This window comes from Streptomyces sp. NBC_01506 (assembly GCF_045040295.1).
Lineage (GTDB): Bacteria > Actinomycetota > Actinomycetes > Streptomycetales > Streptomycetaceae > Streptomyces.
Genome location: NZ_CP109422.1, coordinates 4,092,350 through 4,109,865, shown reverse-complemented (window position 1 = coordinate 4,109,865; position 17,516 = coordinate 4,092,350). Strand labels below are relative to the sequence as shown.

General features: G+C 70.2%; 16 protein-coding genes. 6 read left to right on the top strand and 10 right to left on the bottom strand.

Translation table 11 applies throughout. The features are described 5' to 3' along the window. Positions 1 to 127: 127 nt before the first annotated feature. Together OG329_RS17800 and OG329_RS17795 are read left to right on the top strand one after the other, a co-directional pair. Positions 128 to 790 (top strand): SigE family RNA polymerase sigma factor, encoded by a 663-nt coding sequence (locus tag OG329_RS17800; protein ID WP_405796273.1) that lies wholly within the window; start codon positions 128 to 130, stop codon positions 788 to 790. Positions 791 to 972: 182 nt separating this feature from the next. Beyond that, on the top strand, positions 973 to 2,052 hold the full coding sequence (locus OG329_RS17795) for a hypothetical protein (protein WP_405796271.1): 1,080 nt from the start codon (positions 973 to 975) through the stop codon (positions 2,050 to 2,052). A 20-nt stretch (positions 2,053 to 2,072) separates the two neighbouring features. Here OG329_RS17795 and OG329_RS17790 read toward each other — a convergent pair whose 3' ends face one another. The 3 genes from OG329_RS17790 to OG329_RS17780 form a co-directional block, all read right to left on the bottom strand. Continuing rightward, positions 2,073 to 2,825: an SURF1 family protein gene (locus tag OG329_RS17790; RefSeq protein ID WP_405796270.1), complete on the bottom strand. Its 753-nt coding sequence runs from the start codon at positions 2,823 to 2,825 to the stop codon at positions 2,073 to 2,075. Between the two features lie 302 nt (positions 2,826 to 3,127). Next, the gene (locus OG329_RS17785) at positions 3,128 to 4,984 is read right to left on the bottom strand and encodes a S9 family peptidase (protein ID WP_405796268.1); all 1,857 of its coding nucleotides are present in this window, start codon (positions 4,982 to 4,984) and stop codon (positions 3,128 to 3,130) included. Continuing rightward, complete coding sequence (locus OG329_RS17780) at positions 4,972 to 5,670, bottom strand: TIGR03086 family metal-binding protein (RefSeq protein WP_405796267.1); 699 nt, start codon at positions 5,668 to 5,670, stop codon at positions 4,972 to 4,974. Before OG329_RS17780 ends, OG329_RS17785 begins: the two co-directional genes overlap by 13 nt. Positions 5,671 to 5,736: 66 nt before the next feature. Between OG329_RS17780 and OG329_RS17775 the strand changes: the two genes are divergently transcribed. Further along, positions 5,737 to 6,648 (top strand): alpha/beta hydrolase, encoded by a 912-nt coding sequence (locus tag OG329_RS17775; RefSeq protein WP_405796266.1) that lies wholly within the window; start codon positions 5,737 to 5,739, stop codon positions 6,646 to 6,648. Here the strand turns inward: OG329_RS17775 and OG329_RS17770 are convergent. Then, positions 6,602 to 7,237 (bottom strand): TetR/AcrR family transcriptional regulator, encoded by a 636-nt coding sequence (locus tag OG329_RS17770; protein ID WP_405796265.1) that lies wholly within the window; start codon positions 7,235 to 7,237, stop codon positions 6,602 to 6,604. The genes OG329_RS17775 and OG329_RS17770 overlap by 47 nt on opposite strands. Positions 7,238 to 7,382: 145 nt before the next feature. Between OG329_RS17770 and OG329_RS17765 the strand changes: the two genes are divergently transcribed. The 3 genes from OG329_RS17765 (at position 7,383) to OG329_RS17755 (ending at position 10,318) form a co-directional block, all read left to right on the top strand. Then, positions 7,383 to 8,573, top strand: coding sequence for a serine hydrolase domain-containing protein (locus tag OG329_RS17765; protein ID WP_405796264.1), 1,191 nt, complete (start codon positions 7,383 to 7,385; stop codon positions 8,571 to 8,573). Between the two features lie 176 nt (positions 8,574 to 8,749). After that, positions 8,750 to 9,601 carry a BTAD domain-containing putative transcriptional regulator gene (locus tag OG329_RS17760; protein WP_405796261.1) on the top strand — a complete coding sequence of 284 codons (852 nt, stop codon included), beginning with the start codon at positions 8,750 to 8,752 and terminating at the stop codon, positions 9,599 to 9,601. A gap of 102 nt (positions 9,602 to 9,703) precedes the next feature. Further along, positions 9,704 to 10,318 (top strand): NADH oxidase, encoded by a 615-nt coding sequence (locus tag OG329_RS17755; protein ID WP_405796260.1) that lies wholly within the window; start codon positions 9,704 to 9,706, stop codon positions 10,316 to 10,318. A 33-nt stretch (positions 10,319 to 10,351) separates the two neighbouring features. Here the strand turns inward: OG329_RS17755 and OG329_RS17750 are convergent, their stop codons facing one another. The 6 genes from OG329_RS17750 to OG329_RS17725 form a co-directional block, all read right to left on the bottom strand. Then, complete coding sequence (locus OG329_RS17750; RefSeq protein ID WP_405796259.1) at positions 10,352 to 10,960, bottom strand: DNA-binding response regulator; 609 nt, start codon at positions 10,958 to 10,960, stop codon at positions 10,352 to 10,354. A gap of 68 nt (positions 10,961 to 11,028) precedes the next feature. Beyond that, positions 11,029 to 12,255: a sensor histidine kinase gene (locus tag OG329_RS17745; RefSeq protein WP_405796258.1), complete on the bottom strand. Its 1,227-nt coding sequence runs from the start codon at positions 12,253 to 12,255 to the stop codon at positions 11,029 to 11,031. 183 nt (positions 12,256 to 12,438) lie between these two features. Further along, complete coding sequence (locus tag OG329_RS17740; RefSeq protein WP_405796257.1) at positions 12,439 to 13,146, bottom strand: response regulator; 708 nt, start codon at positions 13,144 to 13,146, stop codon at positions 12,439 to 12,441. A 7-nt stretch (positions 13,147 to 13,153) separates the two neighbouring features. Next, positions 13,154 to 14,338 carry a sensor histidine kinase gene (locus tag OG329_RS17735; RefSeq protein ID WP_405796256.1) on the bottom strand — a complete coding sequence of 395 codons (1,185 nt, stop codon included), beginning with the start codon at positions 14,336 to 14,338 and terminating at the stop codon, positions 13,154 to 13,156. Between the two features lie 4 nt (positions 14,339 to 14,342). Next, positions 14,343 to 16,559 (bottom strand): MMPL family transporter, encoded by a 2,217-nt coding sequence (locus OG329_RS17730; protein ID WP_405796254.1) that lies wholly within the window; start codon positions 16,557 to 16,559, stop codon positions 14,343 to 14,345. A gap of 148 nt (positions 16,560 to 16,707) precedes the next feature. Beyond that, the gene (locus OG329_RS17725) at positions 16,708 to 17,475 is read right to left on the bottom strand and encodes a hypothetical protein (RefSeq protein ID WP_405796252.1); all 768 of its coding nucleotides are present in this window, start codon (positions 17,473 to 17,475) and stop codon (positions 16,708 to 16,710) included. Positions 17,476 to 17,516: the final 41 nt, after the last annotated feature.

Sequence of the window (17,516 nt, the reverse complement as noted above, 5' to 3'; positions counted from 1 at the left end):
CCAGTGTGGAGCCGTGGGCAAATGGGGCATGTGGGGGAGATCAGGTACGCATGAGGGCAATTGGTGCATCGTCAAATGCGGGCGCGAACGCGTACAACCCTGGGCGGGGGAAGCGTGTCCAACAGGCGTGGCAGAGGTTCTCGATTTCACAGCGGTCGTCCCGGTTCGCGGCACTTCGGTGCGGCCGGCCCGTCGACCCCGCAGGCCCGGTGGTATGCCGGTGATCGCTCCCATGCCGGCGGCACGCCCGGCAGGCATCTCGGACCGGCGCGAGGGCGCTGACGACACGATGGCAGCCGGTACCACCGTCGACCACCTGACCGAGACCTACCGACAGCACTACCGCTCACTGCTCGGCCTCGCGGCGCTGCTCCTGGACGACACGGCCTCCTGCGAGGACGTCGTGCAGGAAGCGTTCATCCGTGTGCACTCGGCGCGCAATCGCGTCCGCGAGCCGGAGAAGACCCTCGCGTATCTGCGCCAGACGGTCGTCAATCTCTCGCGCTCCGCGCTGCGACGGCGCATCCTCGGGCTCAAGCTGCTGTCGAAGCCGATGCCCGACATGGCGAGCGCCGAGGAAGGCGCGTACGACCTGCTGGAGCGTGACGCGCTGATCAAGGCCATGCGCGGCCTCCAGCGCCGCCAGCGCGAGGTGCTGGTGCTGCGCTACTTCGCGGACATGACGGAGGCGCAGGTCTCCGAGACGCTCGGCATATCCCTGGGCTCGGTGAAGGCGTACGGCTCGCGGGGCATCGCGGCGCTGCGTATCGCCATGGAGGCCACGGCATGAGCGGGCACGAGCATGATCAGGACCACGAAAGGCCGGAGGGGCCGGACGGTCCGACGGGCGAGTCGACTGGAAATGGAACTGTGAACAACGGGCCGGAAGAAGAACCGGGCGGAGACCTGCACAGTGTGCCCGGCGGCGCGGATTCCCCGGCGGGTGCCGCAGCGGGTCGTAACTCGGCGGATGTGACGCAGCCCCTCGCGTCGCTCGCGTCCGTGTTCGGTGGCCCCGGTGCCGGAACGGCGGACGGTACGGGCGGCACGGACAGTACGGCCGTCACCGACGAACTGGCGCTGCGCCGCCTCCTGCACGGCGTCGTCCAGGAGATCGAGCCCTCCGACGGCGCCCTCGACCATCTGCGCCGGGCCATCCCCGCCCGTCGCGCGCGCAAGCGCCAGGCGTTCGTCGGTGTCGCGGCGGCGGCGCTGCTGTTCGGTACGGCGGTCCCCGCCTACGTGCACGTCGCCAACACCGGTGGCGGCTCGGACAGCAAGTCTTTCAACGTGGGCCACGGGGAGCAGGTCCAGGGCGGCACCGGCTCCGGCGGCGGCCCGAAAGACGGTGAGAAGGGCGGCACAAACCCTCCGGGCGAGTTGGACAGCGGGCAGGGCGACTCCGGCGACACGGACACGCCCGAGTCCGGCGTCGGTGGGGTGTCGGGCGGTACGACCGGTGGCAACGGCAGCGACCCGCAGACCGGCGTCACCCCCGCCGCGGCGACCTGTGACGCGACTCAGCTCGGCGTGACGTCGGCCGTGACGGGCGAACCGCAGGCGGACGGCACGGTGTACGGCCGGTTCCGTATCTCCAACATCTCCGGCACCGACTGCTCCGTCAGCGGCAACGGATCCGTCGGCTTCCAGGCGGTGGGTGCCGCCGATCCGAGCAAGATCGAAGTGGTGAACCACACGCCGGGCGACCCCGCGAGCGATCTGCCGGACCCCTCGCAGGAGACGAGCGCGCTGGTGCTCGAACCCTCGGGGGCGTACGAGGTGATGTTCGCCTGGGTGCCGACCGACACATGTCCGACCAGCGAGCCGTCACCGAACCCCTCGCCCACGGAGGGCGACTCGGGCGGTGCGACGAACGGCACGGGGACGGCGCCGGTCGAGACGGCGCCGCAGCTCGGCAGCGAGGACGAGCCCAAGGACGGCAGCATCGAGGTCGTGCACACTCCGGAGCCCGGTTCGACGCCGGCGGAGACGACGATCGACAACGCGTGTGCGGGCACGATCTACCGGACGGGTGTGCTGGAAGCGTCGTAGGGCGGCGTCTGCGCCCGGTGCTACGCCGCGGTCTCCAGGCCCAGGGCGCGGTCCTTGAGGGCCTCGGTCTCGCGGCGGAACAGCCGGAACCACATGAACAGCACGAACGCGACGAAGACGAACCACTCGCCCGTGTACCCGAGGTTCTGGAACGCCTTCAGATCGAGCCCGGTGCCCTGCGGTGCCTTGGGCGGTACGGGCTTCAGCCCGGCCTCGGGCTCGGTGACGGTGACCCACGCGTCGTACACCTCGTACGGTACGAGATTGATCAGCGACGCCCCGCTGATGATGCCGACCTGCCCGCTCGGCAGCCCGCCACGGGAGTCGGCGCCGTCCGTGCCCGTGTTCTCCGGCGCCTGGAGCGCGCCGACCACCGTGACCTCGCCCTTCGGGGCGGGGGGCACGGCCGCGCCGGTCGGCAGCCAGCCGCGCACGACGGGCAGCGCCTTGCCGCTGTCGGTGCGCAGGAGGGTCAGCACGTACGAGCCGGACTTGTCGTCCAACTGCCGGTTCGGTACGAGGAGTTGGTCCCCGTACGTACCGCTGGCCGTCGCGTGGCGGCCGGAGGTCTCCTGGTCGACGGGCAGCAGATCCGCGAGCGGCACGGTGGCGCGCTTCGCGGGGTCGGGACCGGCCTCGGCGCTGCGGTGCGCGTCGACGCGGTCCTCGAAACGGCCGAGCTGCCAGGTCCCCATGAAGATGCAGAAGGGGATCGCGAGCAGCACGAAGACATTGATGCCCCACCATCGGGGCGTCAGCAGGAACCGGTACACGCCTCTACGGTACGCAGCGCCTGCGGCGGGCTGTGGGCCGGGTTGCCTTCGCCGGGCCCGTCCGGCGGACGGTTCGTCCTCAAACGCCGGACGGGCTGGGAATGCGGCTGGTCCGCGTGCTGCGGCGTGCTCGGGGCGGGGCCGCGTTGGTTTCGCCGGGCCCGTCCGGCGGACGGTTCGTCCTCAAGCGCCGGACGGGCTGGGAGTGCGGACCGGGTTGTCCTCAAGCGCCGGACGGGCTGGGAGTGCGGACCGGTTTGTTCTCAAGCGCCGGACGGGCTGAATGTGCGGGTGGGCTGAAATCACCTACCCACGTGGCGGTGGGCGAAGTCCAGTTCCAGGGCCACCTGTTTGATTCGCTCCTCCACCACCAGGGATCCGTGACCCGCGTCGTAGCGGTAGACCTCGTGGGGGGCGGCGCGGGATGCCAGGCGGTTGACGTAGTTCTCCACCTGCTGGATCGGGCAGCGTGGGTCGTTCAGGCCGGCCGAGATGTAGACGGGGGCGCGCACCGCGTCCACGTACGTCAGGGGGGACGACGCCTCGTAGCGCTCCGGGACCTCCTCCGGTGTGCCCCCGAGCAGCGTGCGGTCCAGGGACTTCAGCGCCTCCATCTCGTCGTGGTACGCGGTGACGTAGTCCGCCACCGGTACGGCCGCCAGTCCCACCGCCCACGCGTCGGGCTGCGTGCCGAGGCCGAGCAGCGTGAGATAGCCGCCCCACGAGCCGCCCGAGAGCACGAGCTTCGCCGGGTCGGCGAGGCCCGACGACACCGCCCACTCGCGCACCGCCGCGATGTCCTCCAGCTCGATGAGGCCGATGCGGTGCTTGAGCGCGTCCGTCCACTCGCGGCCGTAGCCGGTGGAGCCGCGGTAGTTGACCCGTACGACCGCGTAGCCGTGGTCCACCCAGGCCGCCGGGCCCGCAGTGAACGCGTCCCTGTCGTGTGCGGTCGGGCCGCCGTGGACCTCGAAGACCGTGGGGTAGGGGCCCTCGCCCGCCGGCCGCTGCACCAGCGCGTGGATCCGGCCGCCGGGCCCCTCCACCCACACGTCGGTCACCGGCACGGACTCGGGCGCCTTCGCGCCCGGCGGGTCGAGTACGACGTCGCCCGACGTGGAGCGCACCACGGGCGGCCGGGCCGCCGACGACCACAGGTACTCCACCGAGCCGTCCGGCCGGGCCGTCGCCCCCGACACCGTCCCGGCGGGCGTCTCGACCTGGGTGAGCGCGCGCGTCGCGAAGTCGTAGCGCCACAGCTCGCTGCGCGCCTCGAAGCTGTGCACGATCAGCAGCGCGGACCCGTCCGGATACCACTCGGCCGATACGTCTCCGGGCAGCTCGATCGCGAGATCGTTCTCCTCGCCCGAGGCCACGTCCCACACGATCGGCTCCCAGCGACCGCGCCGCTGATGTCCGACGAGAAGGCGGGTGTCGCCGTCGACCGGCGCGAAACCGAGGACGGTCAGGCCCAGTTCGACCTCGCCGCCCTTCGTGTCGTCCAGCTCGGCGACCGTCGTGCCGTCGAGGCGGACCACGCGCAGCGCGGAGTGCATCGCGTCGCCGTGCTCGGTGTGCTCGACGGCGACGAGCGTCCCGTCGTGCGACAGGTCGCCGACGCCGGCCGACTCGCGGTGCCGGTAGATCTCGACCGGGGTGCCACCGGCGGGCAGGACATGGATCGTGGAGCCGTCCTCGTCGGTCGAGCAGCCGACGATCGCCGTCCCGTCACGGCCGAGCGCGAGCCCGCTGGGGTACGCGGCGTCGATACCGGGCGTGGCCGCCTCGTCGGCGGGCCCGCCCACACCGCCCTCGAAGGGCTGCCGCATCCAGACACCGAACTCGTCGCCGTCGGTGTCGTTGAACCACCAGATCCACCGGCCGTCGGGGGTCAGCGTGCCGTCCATGGTGCCGTTGGGGCGGTCGGTGACCTGGCGCTGGGCGCCGGTGGCGCGGTCCCACGCGTACAGCTCGTACGTACCCGTCGCGTTGGACACGAACAGCGCGCGGTCGGGCGCGTCCTCGGCCCAATCGGGCAGCGAGACGCGGGGGGCCCGGAAACGCTTCTCCCAGTCGGGGGTGACGGCGGGTGCGGTGGGTGCCTCGGGTGCCACCGGGGTGTGGGGCTGGTGATCGTTGTTCTCAGTCATGCGCTCCATTCTGCTGCTTGCGGATCGACGGCGGTCCAGGCCGGAGATCTGCCGAGCGTGGTCAGGACGCGGGCGAACGGCCGGCCGTCGCCGGCCGGTGTCCGCGCCGGGCGGAAGGGCGCCCCCGGCGCGAGCCGCCGCTCGTCGTCCGGCACGCGCAGCGCGATCGCGAGGGCCGCGGCGGCGATGTCGTCCGCCGGTTCCCAGTCGAGACCCAGCGCCCTGGCCACGTCCCAGGCGTGGACCGTGTAGTCCAGGAAGTGGAATCCGACGGCGACGGTGGCGGGGTAGGGGCGCGTGGTGCTGATCTCGGCGAGGTCGAACTGCCGCTCCCGTACGCCGGGTTGGGCGAGGGACTCGACGACGAGCGCGACCGTGGCGCGGTAGGCGCCGAGCGGATCGTCGCCCAGCGGGAGCGGCTGCCACAGGCGGCGGTCGGCGCCGCCGCCGGCCGCCGCGGCGGCGAAGCCCCTGTGCCGGCCGGCCATGTGGGACACGAGCGCGCTCAGGTCCCAGTCCGCGCAGGGTGTGGGGCGCGCCCAGTCCGCCGGTTCCGCGTGCTCCAGGATGCGTACGGTCTCCAAGATCACGGCCCGGTCGTACGCCCACACGGCCTCGCGCTCGCGGTCCTCCGGCAGGAGATGCCGGTCGATAAGAGTGTCCAGCTCGTTCTTGAAGCGTTGATTGTGATCCATGTCGCACGATCGTACGTTCAGTTTCACTAGAAAACTAGGCGAACGATCGTGCTAATGTCTGGGCCCATGGATCTCGCCGCGACAGTCGTCCGCACCGCCCTGAACGGTGTTTCCTACGTCTCTCCGAGGCTCGCCGGCCGGGCCGCCTTCCGCCTCTTCCGCACACCACGCGGTCGCAGCCGGCTACGGCCCGACGAGCGCCCGGTGATGGACCGGGCCGTGGTCGGCGAGATAGCCGTGGGTGGCGGGCGGGCCGTCAGCTACCGGTGGGGTACGGGCGAACGCCCCGTACTGCTCGTGCACGGCTGGGAGTCGCGCGGCTCGCGCTTCGCGACGCTCGTGTCCGAGCTGCTGGATCTCGGCCTCAGTCCGGTCGCGTTCGACGCGCCGGGGCATGGCGACGCCACCGGCGAGAGCATGACGATCCTCGATCTGCGCGACATCGTCGCCGCGCTGGACGCGGACCACGGGCCCTTCGAGATGATCGTGGCGCACTCCGTCGGTGTGACCGCGACGTTCCTCGCCGTCCGGGAGAGCGGGGTACGGACGGAGCGGATCGTGGCCATCAGCGGTGTCCCCGACTTCGCGTACCTGGTCGACGGGTTCTGTGCCGGGCTGGGGCTGCGGGGGCGGCTGAACCGCGAGCTTCGGGGGCGTGTCGAGCGGGAGTTGTTCCCCGGCGAGGACGACATCTGGGCGCGCTTCTCGGTGCCGCGTACAGAGATCCCGATGGAGGCTCGTACGCGGATGGGCGGCGGGCCGTCCGTCCTGGTCGTTCACGACGAGGACGACGACATGGTCGACCCCGCCGGATCGCACGCTCTGGCCGCCGCGCTCGGCGACCGGGCGAGGCTGGTCCTCACGCACGGGCTCGGTCACCGGCGGATCATCGGCGACCGCCAAGTGGCCGCGCACGTAAGGGACTTCGTGATCAGCGAAGCGTCGTCGGATCCGTCGCCACGGAGCGCAGCCGGGTGAGGACGGCCTTGGCGGCCTTGGCGTAGCAGGTGAAGTCGTCGTGCAGGACGGACTCGGCGTTGGCGCCTTCCATGAACGACACCAGCTCGAAGGTGAGCTGGGGGACGTCGGTGTCGTCCTTCACCTCGCCCGCCTGCTTGGCGTCCTCGACGGTCTGTGACACATAGGCGACCCAGTCGAGGCGCGCCCGCGCCACGGCGTCATGGACCTTGCCCTCGCGTGCGTCGTACTCGGCCGAGACCGAGTAGAAGAAGCAGCCGCCGGGGAAGACCCGGCTCTCGGAGTAGGTGAGCCAGCCCTCGCACAGCCGCCGGATCCGGTCGAGCCCGGCGGGCAGGTCCAGCACGGGCCGTACGACATGGTCGATGTACACCTTGGCGGCGGCGCGCACGGTGGCGAGCTGAAGCTCCTCCTTGGAGCCGAACAGGGCGAACACCCCGCTCTTGCTGAGCTTCAGCTCCCCGGCCAGCCGACCGAGCGACAGGCCGCCGAGACCTTCGACCGAGGCGATCCGGACGGTGTGGTTCAGGATCAGCTCGCGTGTCTGGTTCCCCCGCGCGATGCGTCCGTCGGTGCTCTTGGCTGTCACTCGGCCAGTGTACTAACCGGACGAACGTGCGGTCATTGCTCGCGCGTGACCGATGATTCCTGGCGCCGGGCCGAGTCTGCTCTGCGAAGGCCGGCTCCGTAGGGCTCCGGTAGCAGCACACGCGAGAACGCGAAAAGGTGAACGCATGGCGGCGACGAGCGGCGCGACCGATCCGAGCGACCCGAGCGACCCGAACGACCTGCACGACCTGCTCACGGCGCACGTGAGCGAGGGACCCCTGCCTGGTGCCGTGGCCATGGTGGCCCAGGGTGAGCGTATCGAGGTGGCGGAGGTCGGCTCGGCCGAGGCCGCGGGCAGCACACCCCTGACCCGGGACTCGATCTTCCGTATCGCCTCGCTCACCAAACCGATCATCGCCGCGGCGGTCATGATGCTGGTCGAGGACCGCCGTATCGCACTGGACGAGACGGTCGACCGGTGGCTGCCCGAGCTGGCGGCCCCGATGGTCGTACGCACACCCGCCGCCCCCCTCGACGACGTGGTCCCGGCCGTCCGGCCGATCACCGTGTTCGATCTGCTCACCTTCCGCTCCGGGCACGGCTTCCCCTCCGACTTCTCGCTGCCGGCGGTCGCGCCGCTGTTCGGCGAGTTGAAGCAGGGCCCACCGCAGCCGCAGCACATCGCCGCGCCGGACGCGTGGATGGCGGCGCTGTCGCGCATCCCGCTGCTGCACCAGCCGGGCGAGGCGTGGCTCTACAACATCGGGTCCGACATCCTCGGAGTGCTGATCGCCAGGGTGTCGGGCCGGTCGCTGCCGGAGTTCCTGTCCGAGCGGGTGTTCGCACCGCTGCGCATGGTGGACACGGGATTCGGCGTCCCTGTCCGCGAGCGCGAGCGGGTGCCGCCCTACTACCGGGCCGACGACACCGGCGGACTCGAACTGATCGACGCGCCCGACGGTCAGTGGAGTACGGTGCCGCCCTTCCCGTCCGGCGCGGGCGGCCTGGTCTCCACACTCGCCGACTGGCACGCCTTCGCCAGGATGCTCCTGGCGGACGGCGAGGCGGGTGGCCACAGGCTGCTGTCACCCGTGTCCGTCCGGCAGATGACCACCGACCATCTCACCCGGCCGCAGCGTGACGCGGGCACCCTGTTCCTGGAGGGGCAGGGCTGGGGCTTCGGCGGCTCGGTGGATGTCGCGGCGATCGACCCGTGGAACGTACCGGGCCGCTACGGCTGGGTCGGCGGTACGGGAACGGCCGGCCACATCACACCGGCCACGGGCGCGGTGACGATCCTGCTGACGCAGTTGGAGGCGGGCCCGGTGCCGTCGCCCCTGCTGCGGGACTTCTGGCGCTACGCGGTGTCGTCGTAGCCGTCGTAGCCGTCGTAGCCGTCGTAGCCCCAACTCCCTTCGGCGCACGCCGACATGGCCATGTGAACCGTTCATGATCGGGACTCGTTCCTTCACACGCACTCGTGGCGCCGTCACTACCGCCGGACCGGCAGCGACTGCCAGGCTCGATGTCACTCACGGCGGAAGGAAACAGCATGACGCGTCTGGAGATCGGGCTGCTAGGTCCCCTCGTCGTCAAGGTGAACGGGGCGGCGATCGTGCCCACCGCGGCGAAGCAGCGAAGACTGCTCGCCCTGTTGGCCGCCCACGCCGGCCGCGAAGTAGGCATGCTCGCCATCGTCGAGGAGCTGTGGGCGGGGCGTCTGCCGACCGGGCCGACGGCGGCCGTGCAGACGTACGTCAAGCAACTGCGGCAGCGCATCGCGACCGTGCTCCCGCCGGACGTCGGACCCAAGGCGATCCTCAGCCGCGGCAACAGCGGCTACCGCCTGGGCACGACCGACACCTACGTGGACGCGCGGGCCTTCGAGACGGGTGTGGCGCGGGCCATGCGGGTGCTCGCCCGTGGCGAGGACGAGGAGGCGGCACGGCTGCTCGCCGACCGGCTCGCGATGTGGCGAGGCCGCGGGCTGGAGGACGTACGCGAGGGCGGCCTCCTGCGCGCCGAGGCGCTGCGGCTGGACGAGATGAGGCTGGCCGCCCTCGAGGCCAGGATCGCGGCGGATCTCCGGCTCGGCCGGCACGCCCATCTCATCAGTGAACTGACCGCGCTGACCTGCCGTCATCCCATGCGGGAGAATCTGCACGCCCAGTTCATGCTCGCCCTGTACCGCAGCGGGCGGACGTCGCAGGCGCTCAAGGTCTTCCGGCAACTGCGCGACGCCAGCGTACGAGAGCTGGGGATCGAGCCCTCGCGCCGCGTCCAGGAGCTGCATCGCTGGGTGCTCGCCGGCGATCCGATCCTCGACATCCCCCTGTCCGTCCCTGCCCCTGCCCCCGTCTCCGTCCCCGCCCCCGTCTCCGTCCCTGCCCCCAGCCTCCCTTAGAAGGTCTTTCGTCCGGGCCCCCGACCCCACACGAGAGCCCGCCCGTTCCGGCGCGGCGCCTGCCTGCCCGCCCGTGCCGGCAGCCAGACCGAAAGGCACGTCATGCGTCCCATGTCCCCGGACGTCGCCACCGTTCATCTCTGGTCACTTTCCCAGGACGTGACACTGCACCGCACCGCTCGCGGTGATCAGTTGGTCCTCACCAGCCATCGGGGGGTGGAATGCCTGGACCGGCCGGGCCCGCTGATCCGCGAGACGCTGCGGCGTATGGAGCTGGGTCCCGTTCTGCTCGCCAACGCGCTGCCCGACCGTCATCCGGCCGATGTGCGTACGTGCGTGGTGCCGGTGCTGGCCCGGTTGTCCCATCTGATCGTGCGCACGCTCGGGGTGGACGATCTGGGCGGTCCGCTGATGTCCGTCTTTCCCGTCGGCCCGGCCGCCCGCTTCACCCTCGTACAGTTGACGTGCGATCGGCCGATGCGGCTGACGGACACCGCCGTCCTGACGTCGCTGCCGTCCGGGTTCTCGCTGGAGGCCACCAGCTCGCCGCACCGTGTCGTGCTGCACCGGCCGGAGGCCGCGATGGTGGTGGCGCTGCTCGCCCGGCCCTGTACCGGGGCCGCCGCGGCGGCTTCGCTGTCTCTGCCACCTCAGGTGACCCATGCCGTGCTGTGCTATCTGGCCGCCGCCGGAATGGCGGTCGGTGCCGAGGGCTGAACTGCCGTTGCCGGTACGCAAACTGATCTGCCGTCAGGGCATCCAGCCGGCGCTCCGGGCGATGCGGATGGCGTCAATTCGGTTGCGGGCGTTGAGCTTTGCCACGACGGTCGTCAGGTAGTTGCGTACCGTACCCGTCGACAGATGGAGCTGTGCCGCGATCTCCGCCGCCTCGGAGCCCTCGGCGGCGAGTTGAAGCACCTCGACCTCCCGCTCCGTCAGCGGATTCCGCTCCCTGTTCCACGAGGCGAGCGCCAGCTTCGAGTCGATGACGCGATGGCCGTCGACAACTCGCCTGATGGCGTGGGCCAGTTCCGTCGGTGACTCGTCCTTGAGGAGATAGCCCGACACTCCCGCCGCCAGAGCGCGCTGGAGTGTGCCGGGGCGGCCGAGGCTTGTCAGCATCAATGTCCGGCATTCCGGAAGATGCTCATGAATCTGGACGGCGGCGGAGAGGCCGTCGAGTCCCGGCAGATCGATGTCGATCAGGGCGACGTCGGGTCTGACCGACAGAGCCGCTTCGAGGATCTTGTCTCCTCGCTCCAGCTCCGCGACGACTTCGAGGTCACTCTCCAGATTCAGCAGCGCGACGAGCGCGCCACGCACCATGTTCATGTCCTCGGCCAGCAGAATCCTGATCACCGTATGCCCCCCAAGCAGATGTGATCGAGTGCTCCGCAGCCTACCAACCGGCCTTCGTGGCCTCGGAATCACGCCGCCGTAGGGCTGGACTCCCGCTTCGGTACGGAATCCACCGCCGGGAGGAGGGGCGCCGAGGCGGTCAGCCGGAACGTCGCGTCGTCGCGGCGCTCCACGGTCAGCCGGCCGTTCACCGCGTTGAGGCGGACTTCCAGATTCCCAAGTCCCTTGCCGCTGTGGGGAGATGGGTCGCGGTAGTCGGGAAGCACACCGTCGTTGGAGACGGAGAGCCTGACGAGTTCACCATCGTGATCGGCGGTGATCTCGCAGTGCGACGCGTGACTGTGCCGCAGCACATTGGTGACCGCCTCGCGCAGTACGGTGGCCAGCACCGTGTCCAGCGCCTGGCCCACCGCTCCGATCCGTATCCGGACACCGACCGTGACATCGGCGGCGTTCAGCACCGACTCGGCCGAATCGATCTCGTCCCGCAGGGACATGTCGCGGTAGCCGCTCGCGACACCGCGGACATCGGCGAGCGACTGCCGTGAGATCGCCAGGACGTCCTCCACCTCGGTCCTCGCCCGCGCCGGGTGGGCCGGCAGCAGCCGGTGTATCAGCTCACCCTTGAGCGTGATCGCCGAGAGGCTGTAGCCGAGCAGGTCGTGCAGGTCGCGCGCGAAGCGCAGGCGTTCCTTCGTCACCGCCACCCGGGTCAGCTCGCCGCGCGTCTCGTGCAGCAGATGGATCACGTCCACGAGCCGCGTCAGACCGTAGACGACCAGCCCGGTGAGCAGCGTCGACTGCACGAAGTAGAACGTGTCGACCGTCGACCGCTCGGTGAGCAGGGGCGGTGCCAGCATGCTGAGCCCCACCGCCCCGTACAGGGTCCAGGCCGGCCGTGGCGGCAGGAGCAGCAGGATCGACCCGGCCAGGAATCCGGCCATCGAGCCCCACTGGGCCTTGAAGACGAGGAGCGGCAGATAGGTCAAGCCGGCCTGGGTGCCGAGCGTGAGGAGCTTCCACCGGGCGGGGGCGGCGTTCGCACCCGGTCGGGAGTGCACCAGTTGCAGGACGAAGATGACGACGAGGCAGAGCAGGGCCCCGATCTCATGGAGTCCGGAGACCTGGGAACTGACGATGTTGAGCATGGTGACGCCGACGTAACACAGCAGTGCGGCGAGCAGGATCATTCGGCTCAGCCGGGGCGCCGGCAGATGGCGGCTGGAGTTCGTGGCCGGTCCGCTCTCCCCCTCACGTATCCCTGTCGTGGGTGTGGACCAGCGACAACGCCCCATCTCCCGCCCCCTTTTCGGCCACCACGACAAGCGCTCTCTGCCGGGGAGCATATGCGAGGAGTCTGCGGACCCCATAGATTTTGTGTCATGACGTCGCTTGCGTGCCGCCGGTCCCCAACTCGCCTGTTGCAGCGAATGAGTTGACAACGTCATGTGTGTGATGCGAAGGCGGGTTTTCGCGGGTCAGGCGGAGGTGCCCCTGGTGGGCCGTACGAGCAGGCCCCGCTCCAGGGCCACCATCACCGCGTGGGTCCGGTCGCGTACGTCGAGCTTGGCGAACACCCGCAGCAGATGCGTCTTGACCGTCGCCTCGCCGATGACCAGCCGCCGGCCGATGTCGGCGTTGGACAGGCCGTCGGCGACCGCGTTCAGTACGTCGATCTCCCGGCCGGTCAGCGCCACCGGGGCGGGGCGGCGCATCCGGGCGACGAGGCGTTCGGCGACCTTCGGGGCGAGGACGGTCTCGCCCCGGGCGGCCGACCGGATGGCGTCCGCGAGCTGGTCGCGCGTGGTGTCCTTGAGGAGATAGCCGATGGCGCCGGCTTCGACCGCGCGCTCGATCTCCACGTCGGTGTCGTACGTGGTGAGGATGAGGACGCGGGTGGACGCCGGTCCCGCGACGATGCGTTCGGTCGTCGCGACACCGTCCAGCACGGGCATACGCAGATCGACGAGGGCCACGTCGGGGGACAGCTCCTCGGCCAGTGCGACACCTTCCAGGCCGTTGTCCGCCTCGCCGACGATGGCGATGGACGGCTCGGAGGCGAGGAGGGCGACGACCCCGGCGCGCATCACGGCGTGGTCGTCCACGACGATCACGCGGAGCGGTCTGCCGGCGGGGTCGGCCGGGTCGGTTCGGCCGTCTTGTGAACTGCGGTCGTCGGTATTCATGTTCGCGTCAGTCCTGACTGCTCATGGGGATCGTGGCGAGGACGCGGGTCCCGTCCCCGGGAGAGCTGGTGACGGTGAGATCTCCGTCGAGTTCGGCCAGCCGCTTGCTCATCCCGACCAGGCCGAAGCCGTGGGACTCCTCCACCAGGAACCCCCGGCCGTCGTCCGTGATCTCCAGCTCGATGCCGTACGGCTGCCGGGCCAGGACCACCCCCACCGTGGCCGCCCCGGCGTGCTTGCGCACATTGGCCAGTGACTCCTGGGTGCAGCGCAGCAGGGCGATCCGCGCCGTGTGGTCGCACTCGATGTCCTCCAGGGCCGCGGTGACCGTGAGCCCGGTGTCCTGGACGAACCGGTCCAGGGTGCGGCGCAGGGTCGTGGCGACCGACCCGGGGACGACACCGCCCTGTGGGGCGGAGCCGACGAGGACCCGGGCCTCGGCGAAGTTCTCGCGGGCGGTCTGTGCGATGGACTCGAGCTGCTGGCCGCACGTGTCGGGGGCCTCGGCGAGGCTGGAGCGGGCCGCCTCCGCGAGGACGACGATGGAGGCGAAACCCTGGGCGAGGGTGTCGTGGATCTCGCGGGCGATGCGCTCGCGCTCGGCCGTGGCACCCTGCGCCCGGTACGCCTCGACCAACTTCCGCTGCGCCTCTTCCAGTTCGGAGGTCAACTGCTCGGTGCGCTCGTTGCTCTGCCCGACGAACCGGTGCAGCCACAGCCCGAGGGCGATCCCGGCGGCGTACGCGATGACGGTGAACACCACGTTGCCGGTGAGCAGTTGAGGGCTCCAGCCCTGTCGTAGCGTGCTGCCGGAGACCGCCGCTGTCGCGGCGATGCCGCTCAGGATGATCGCCGCGCGCGGGCTGCGGGCGAAGACCCAGAACTGCGGCAGGGAGACGACGTAGAAGGCGGCGGCACCCTCAAGGAGGTAGGAGAGCGCCCCGAGGAAGAGGGCCAGTACGACGAGATAGACCTCGGGGCGCAGGATCGGGTTGCGCGGCACGGTCATGACCACGGCGTAGCAGCAGGCGATCAGCGTCAGCAGCCCCAACGACCAGTACTTCTTCGTCTCGTCGGCGTCCAGCACGGCGATCGCTGTGGGCAGCAGACCGAGCACGGACCAGGAGAGGGTGTTCCAGAAGTGGAACCTGGAGGACAACGCACGGTCGTGGGACTGTGGCCGCTGACTCATGGCGTCAGTTTACGTTTTGCAACGGACGAGGGGCGAGGTCCGGAGTGTCCGCCTTTGCCCGACTCGGCCTCGAAGGCCACCAGTTGGCCTCCCCGAGCAGCAGCATCAGGGCCGGCAGGAGCAGCATCCGGATGACGAAGGCGTCGAGCAGGACGGCGACCGTGAGGACGAAGCCGATCTGCTTCATCTCGATCAGATGCAGGGCCGCGAAGCTGGCGAAGACGGTCACCATGACCGCGGCGGCACCGGTGACCACGGCCGCCGAGCTGCCGATCCCGTCGATGATCGCCTTACGGGTGGGCACGCCGCTCAGTACCGCCTCCCGGATCCGGCTGATCACGAACACCTGGTAGTCCATGGACAGTCCGAAGAGGATGACGAAGAGGAACAGGGGCACCCGCGAGCCGATCGTGCCGGTGGAGGTGAAGTCGAGGACCCCCTCGGCCCAGGTGTTCTGGAAGACGAGGACCAGGACACCGAGCGAGGCGGCGGAGGAGAGCAGGTTGAGCAGGATGCCGACCAGCCCGAGGACCACGGAGCGGAACGCCCACACCGTCATGGCGAAGGTCACCAGGAGCAGCGCCGCGATGATCATCGGCAGCTTCTCCTTCTGGTGGGTGGGGTAGTCGTTGTAGCGGGCGACATCGCCCGTCACCGCGGTCTGCGCGCCCTCGATCTCGCCGACCGTGCGGGGGATGTAGGTGTCACGGATGTCCTTCAGGGCCGACTGGGCCGCCTCGGTGTGCACGTAATGCGGCACCTGGATCTGGAGCATGCTGATCCGCTTGTCCTTGGAGGTGGACACCTTCGGCGTTCCGGTGGTCCGCGGGTCGCCCTCGAACTCCTGGCCCAGTGCGGTCAGCGCGGCGGTCACCTCGGGCGAACGGCCGGCGTCGGCGCGTACCAACACCTGGTGCATGGACTTCAGTTCGGGGAAGGCGGCGTTGAGGCGGTCGAAGGTCCGCATGGCGACGATGTCGCGCGAGTGCGTGTCGCGGCCCATGTCGGTCAGCTTCATCCCCAGGGCCGGGGCGGCGAGGGCGAGCAGGGCGGCGAGCGTGAGGGTCAGGGCCGCGGCGGGGTATTTGGCGACGGGGCGCAGGACGGCGGCGGTGAACCGGCCGGCACCCGGCGTGCGCTGCTTCTTCGCCTTCGGGGTGGTGCCACGCTCGGCGGCCCGCGCCGCCTTGCGGGCGGCTCGGCGCTCCGAGCGCCGTACGAGCTTCACGAGCAGGGCGGGCAGGACGGTCAGCGAGCTGACGACGGCGACCAGGGTGACGACGATCGCGCCCACCGCGATCGAGGAGAAGATGACGTCGTCGGCGAGGAACAGCGTGGCGCTGGAGACGGCGACGGCGAAACCGGACAGCACGACCGCACGGCCCGAGGTGGCCGCGGCCAGCTCCACGACGGCCTGCGGGGTGAGAGTCCCTTGGGCCTTGGCGCGCTCCTCGCGTTCGCGCTTGAGATAGAAGAGTGTGTAGTCGACGCCCACGGCGAGTCCGATGAGCAGGATGACGTTGGTGCCGACGCCGGCGTCCGGGAAGACGTGCGAGGCGAGGGCGGACAGACCGATGGCGGCGGCGATCGAGGTGAGGGCGAGCAGCAGCGGGACGAGCGCCATCACCAGGGAGCTGAAGACGACCAGCAGCGTGATCAGCGTGACCGGCAGGGCGATCATCTCGGTACGGGCCAGGTCGTCACCGCGCAGCTTCTCGACCCCCTTGCTGATCGAGGGCGAGCCGACCTCCTCCACGCGCAGACCGGGGTTGGCCCGCTGTACCTCGGCGGTCTGCGCGAGCAGCGGGTCGACATGCTTCTTGCCCGACAGCTCGGGCCCTTCCATGGTGATGTCGACACGTACGGCGCTGCCGTCGGCGGAGCGCACCGGCGCCGCCACCGAACGGACCTCGGGCAGCCCGCCCATACGCGCGGCGACATCTTTGGCGGCGGCGTCCGCCGCCGCCGTGTCGAGCGGGCCGCTGCCGGGCGGCGCGGTGATCAGGACGCGTTCGACGGGGCGCTGCTGTAGCCCGCCCTCGGCCGCGACGGCCTCTCCGCGACCGGCCTCGCCGACGCGATAGTCCTCCGTGGCGGCCTGATTGGTCCCGGCGGCAATGCCCGCGCCGAGGCACAGGGTTACGAACAGGATCCAGCCGACGATTGCGCGCCAGGGGTGCCCGGCGCTCCAGCGAGCCATCCTTACAGGGAGATTCGTCATGCGTCCATGCTGGTCGCGGGGGGTGTGGCGGCGACAGCCTCGACCGGTTGAACTTGGGGTCCACCAGTCGGTGGACCCCTGGTTCAACCGGGCGGGGGAGAGGGGAGAAGGGCCTGCGCCAGGTCTTCACATGCCGTTGTTCAGCATGTCAACGAGGGGCGTTCCCGACTTTCTGGAGGAGGACGCCGACCGACTTCGCCTTCTCCTCCAGCCCGGAGTTCAGGTCTACCGAGTCCTCAAGCACCACTACGGGCCGGGCCCGGCCGTGTCGCGGAACAGAATGGACCGACCTGCTGACGTGCTCGACAACCTCCGTCAGACGGTTCGTCCTCTCGGCGGCCGGTTGCTGGGGAACCGCGACCCACGCGCCGTACGCGATCTGTTGACTGATCCAGCCGAGGTCGAAGTGGGGACCGCGGCGCGCCGGGGCGCGGAGATCGGGTGTCGTCCGGCCGGTGACCTGTTCGATCAGGCGCGACAGCAGCTTCTCGTGCCGCGGCGTACCGCGCCCCAGAACACCGGCCTCGAACCGGCCGAGTCCCCGGGTACGCAGATGAAGCCTGTCGAACGGTCCGCCGAGGAAACCGTCTCCGACCTCAGCCATGACGGTCACGTGATCGCCCCGCACCTTGAGGTCCCGGCAGCGAGCCGGAGCTTTGAACAGAAGATCCGAGTAGCCGGCGGCGTCGACCACGTGTATGTGTCGGCCTGCTTTGCGCGAGTCCAGCACCGCCAACAGTTTCCTGCTCAGTCCCCGGTCCATGTCCTTGACGTTGCCTGCCAGCTCGCCGTGGACCACGAGGGTTACCTTCCTGGAAAAGCTGTCCTGGCAGGTAGCCCCTAATGTCTGCGAACGAGAGAAGCAGTCCTTACGGATGACCCATTCACCGTCCACCAGGGTCCTGCCGGTGAACATAACGGTGTGTCCTCGGAGTTCGCCTATCCATCCAGTGCACG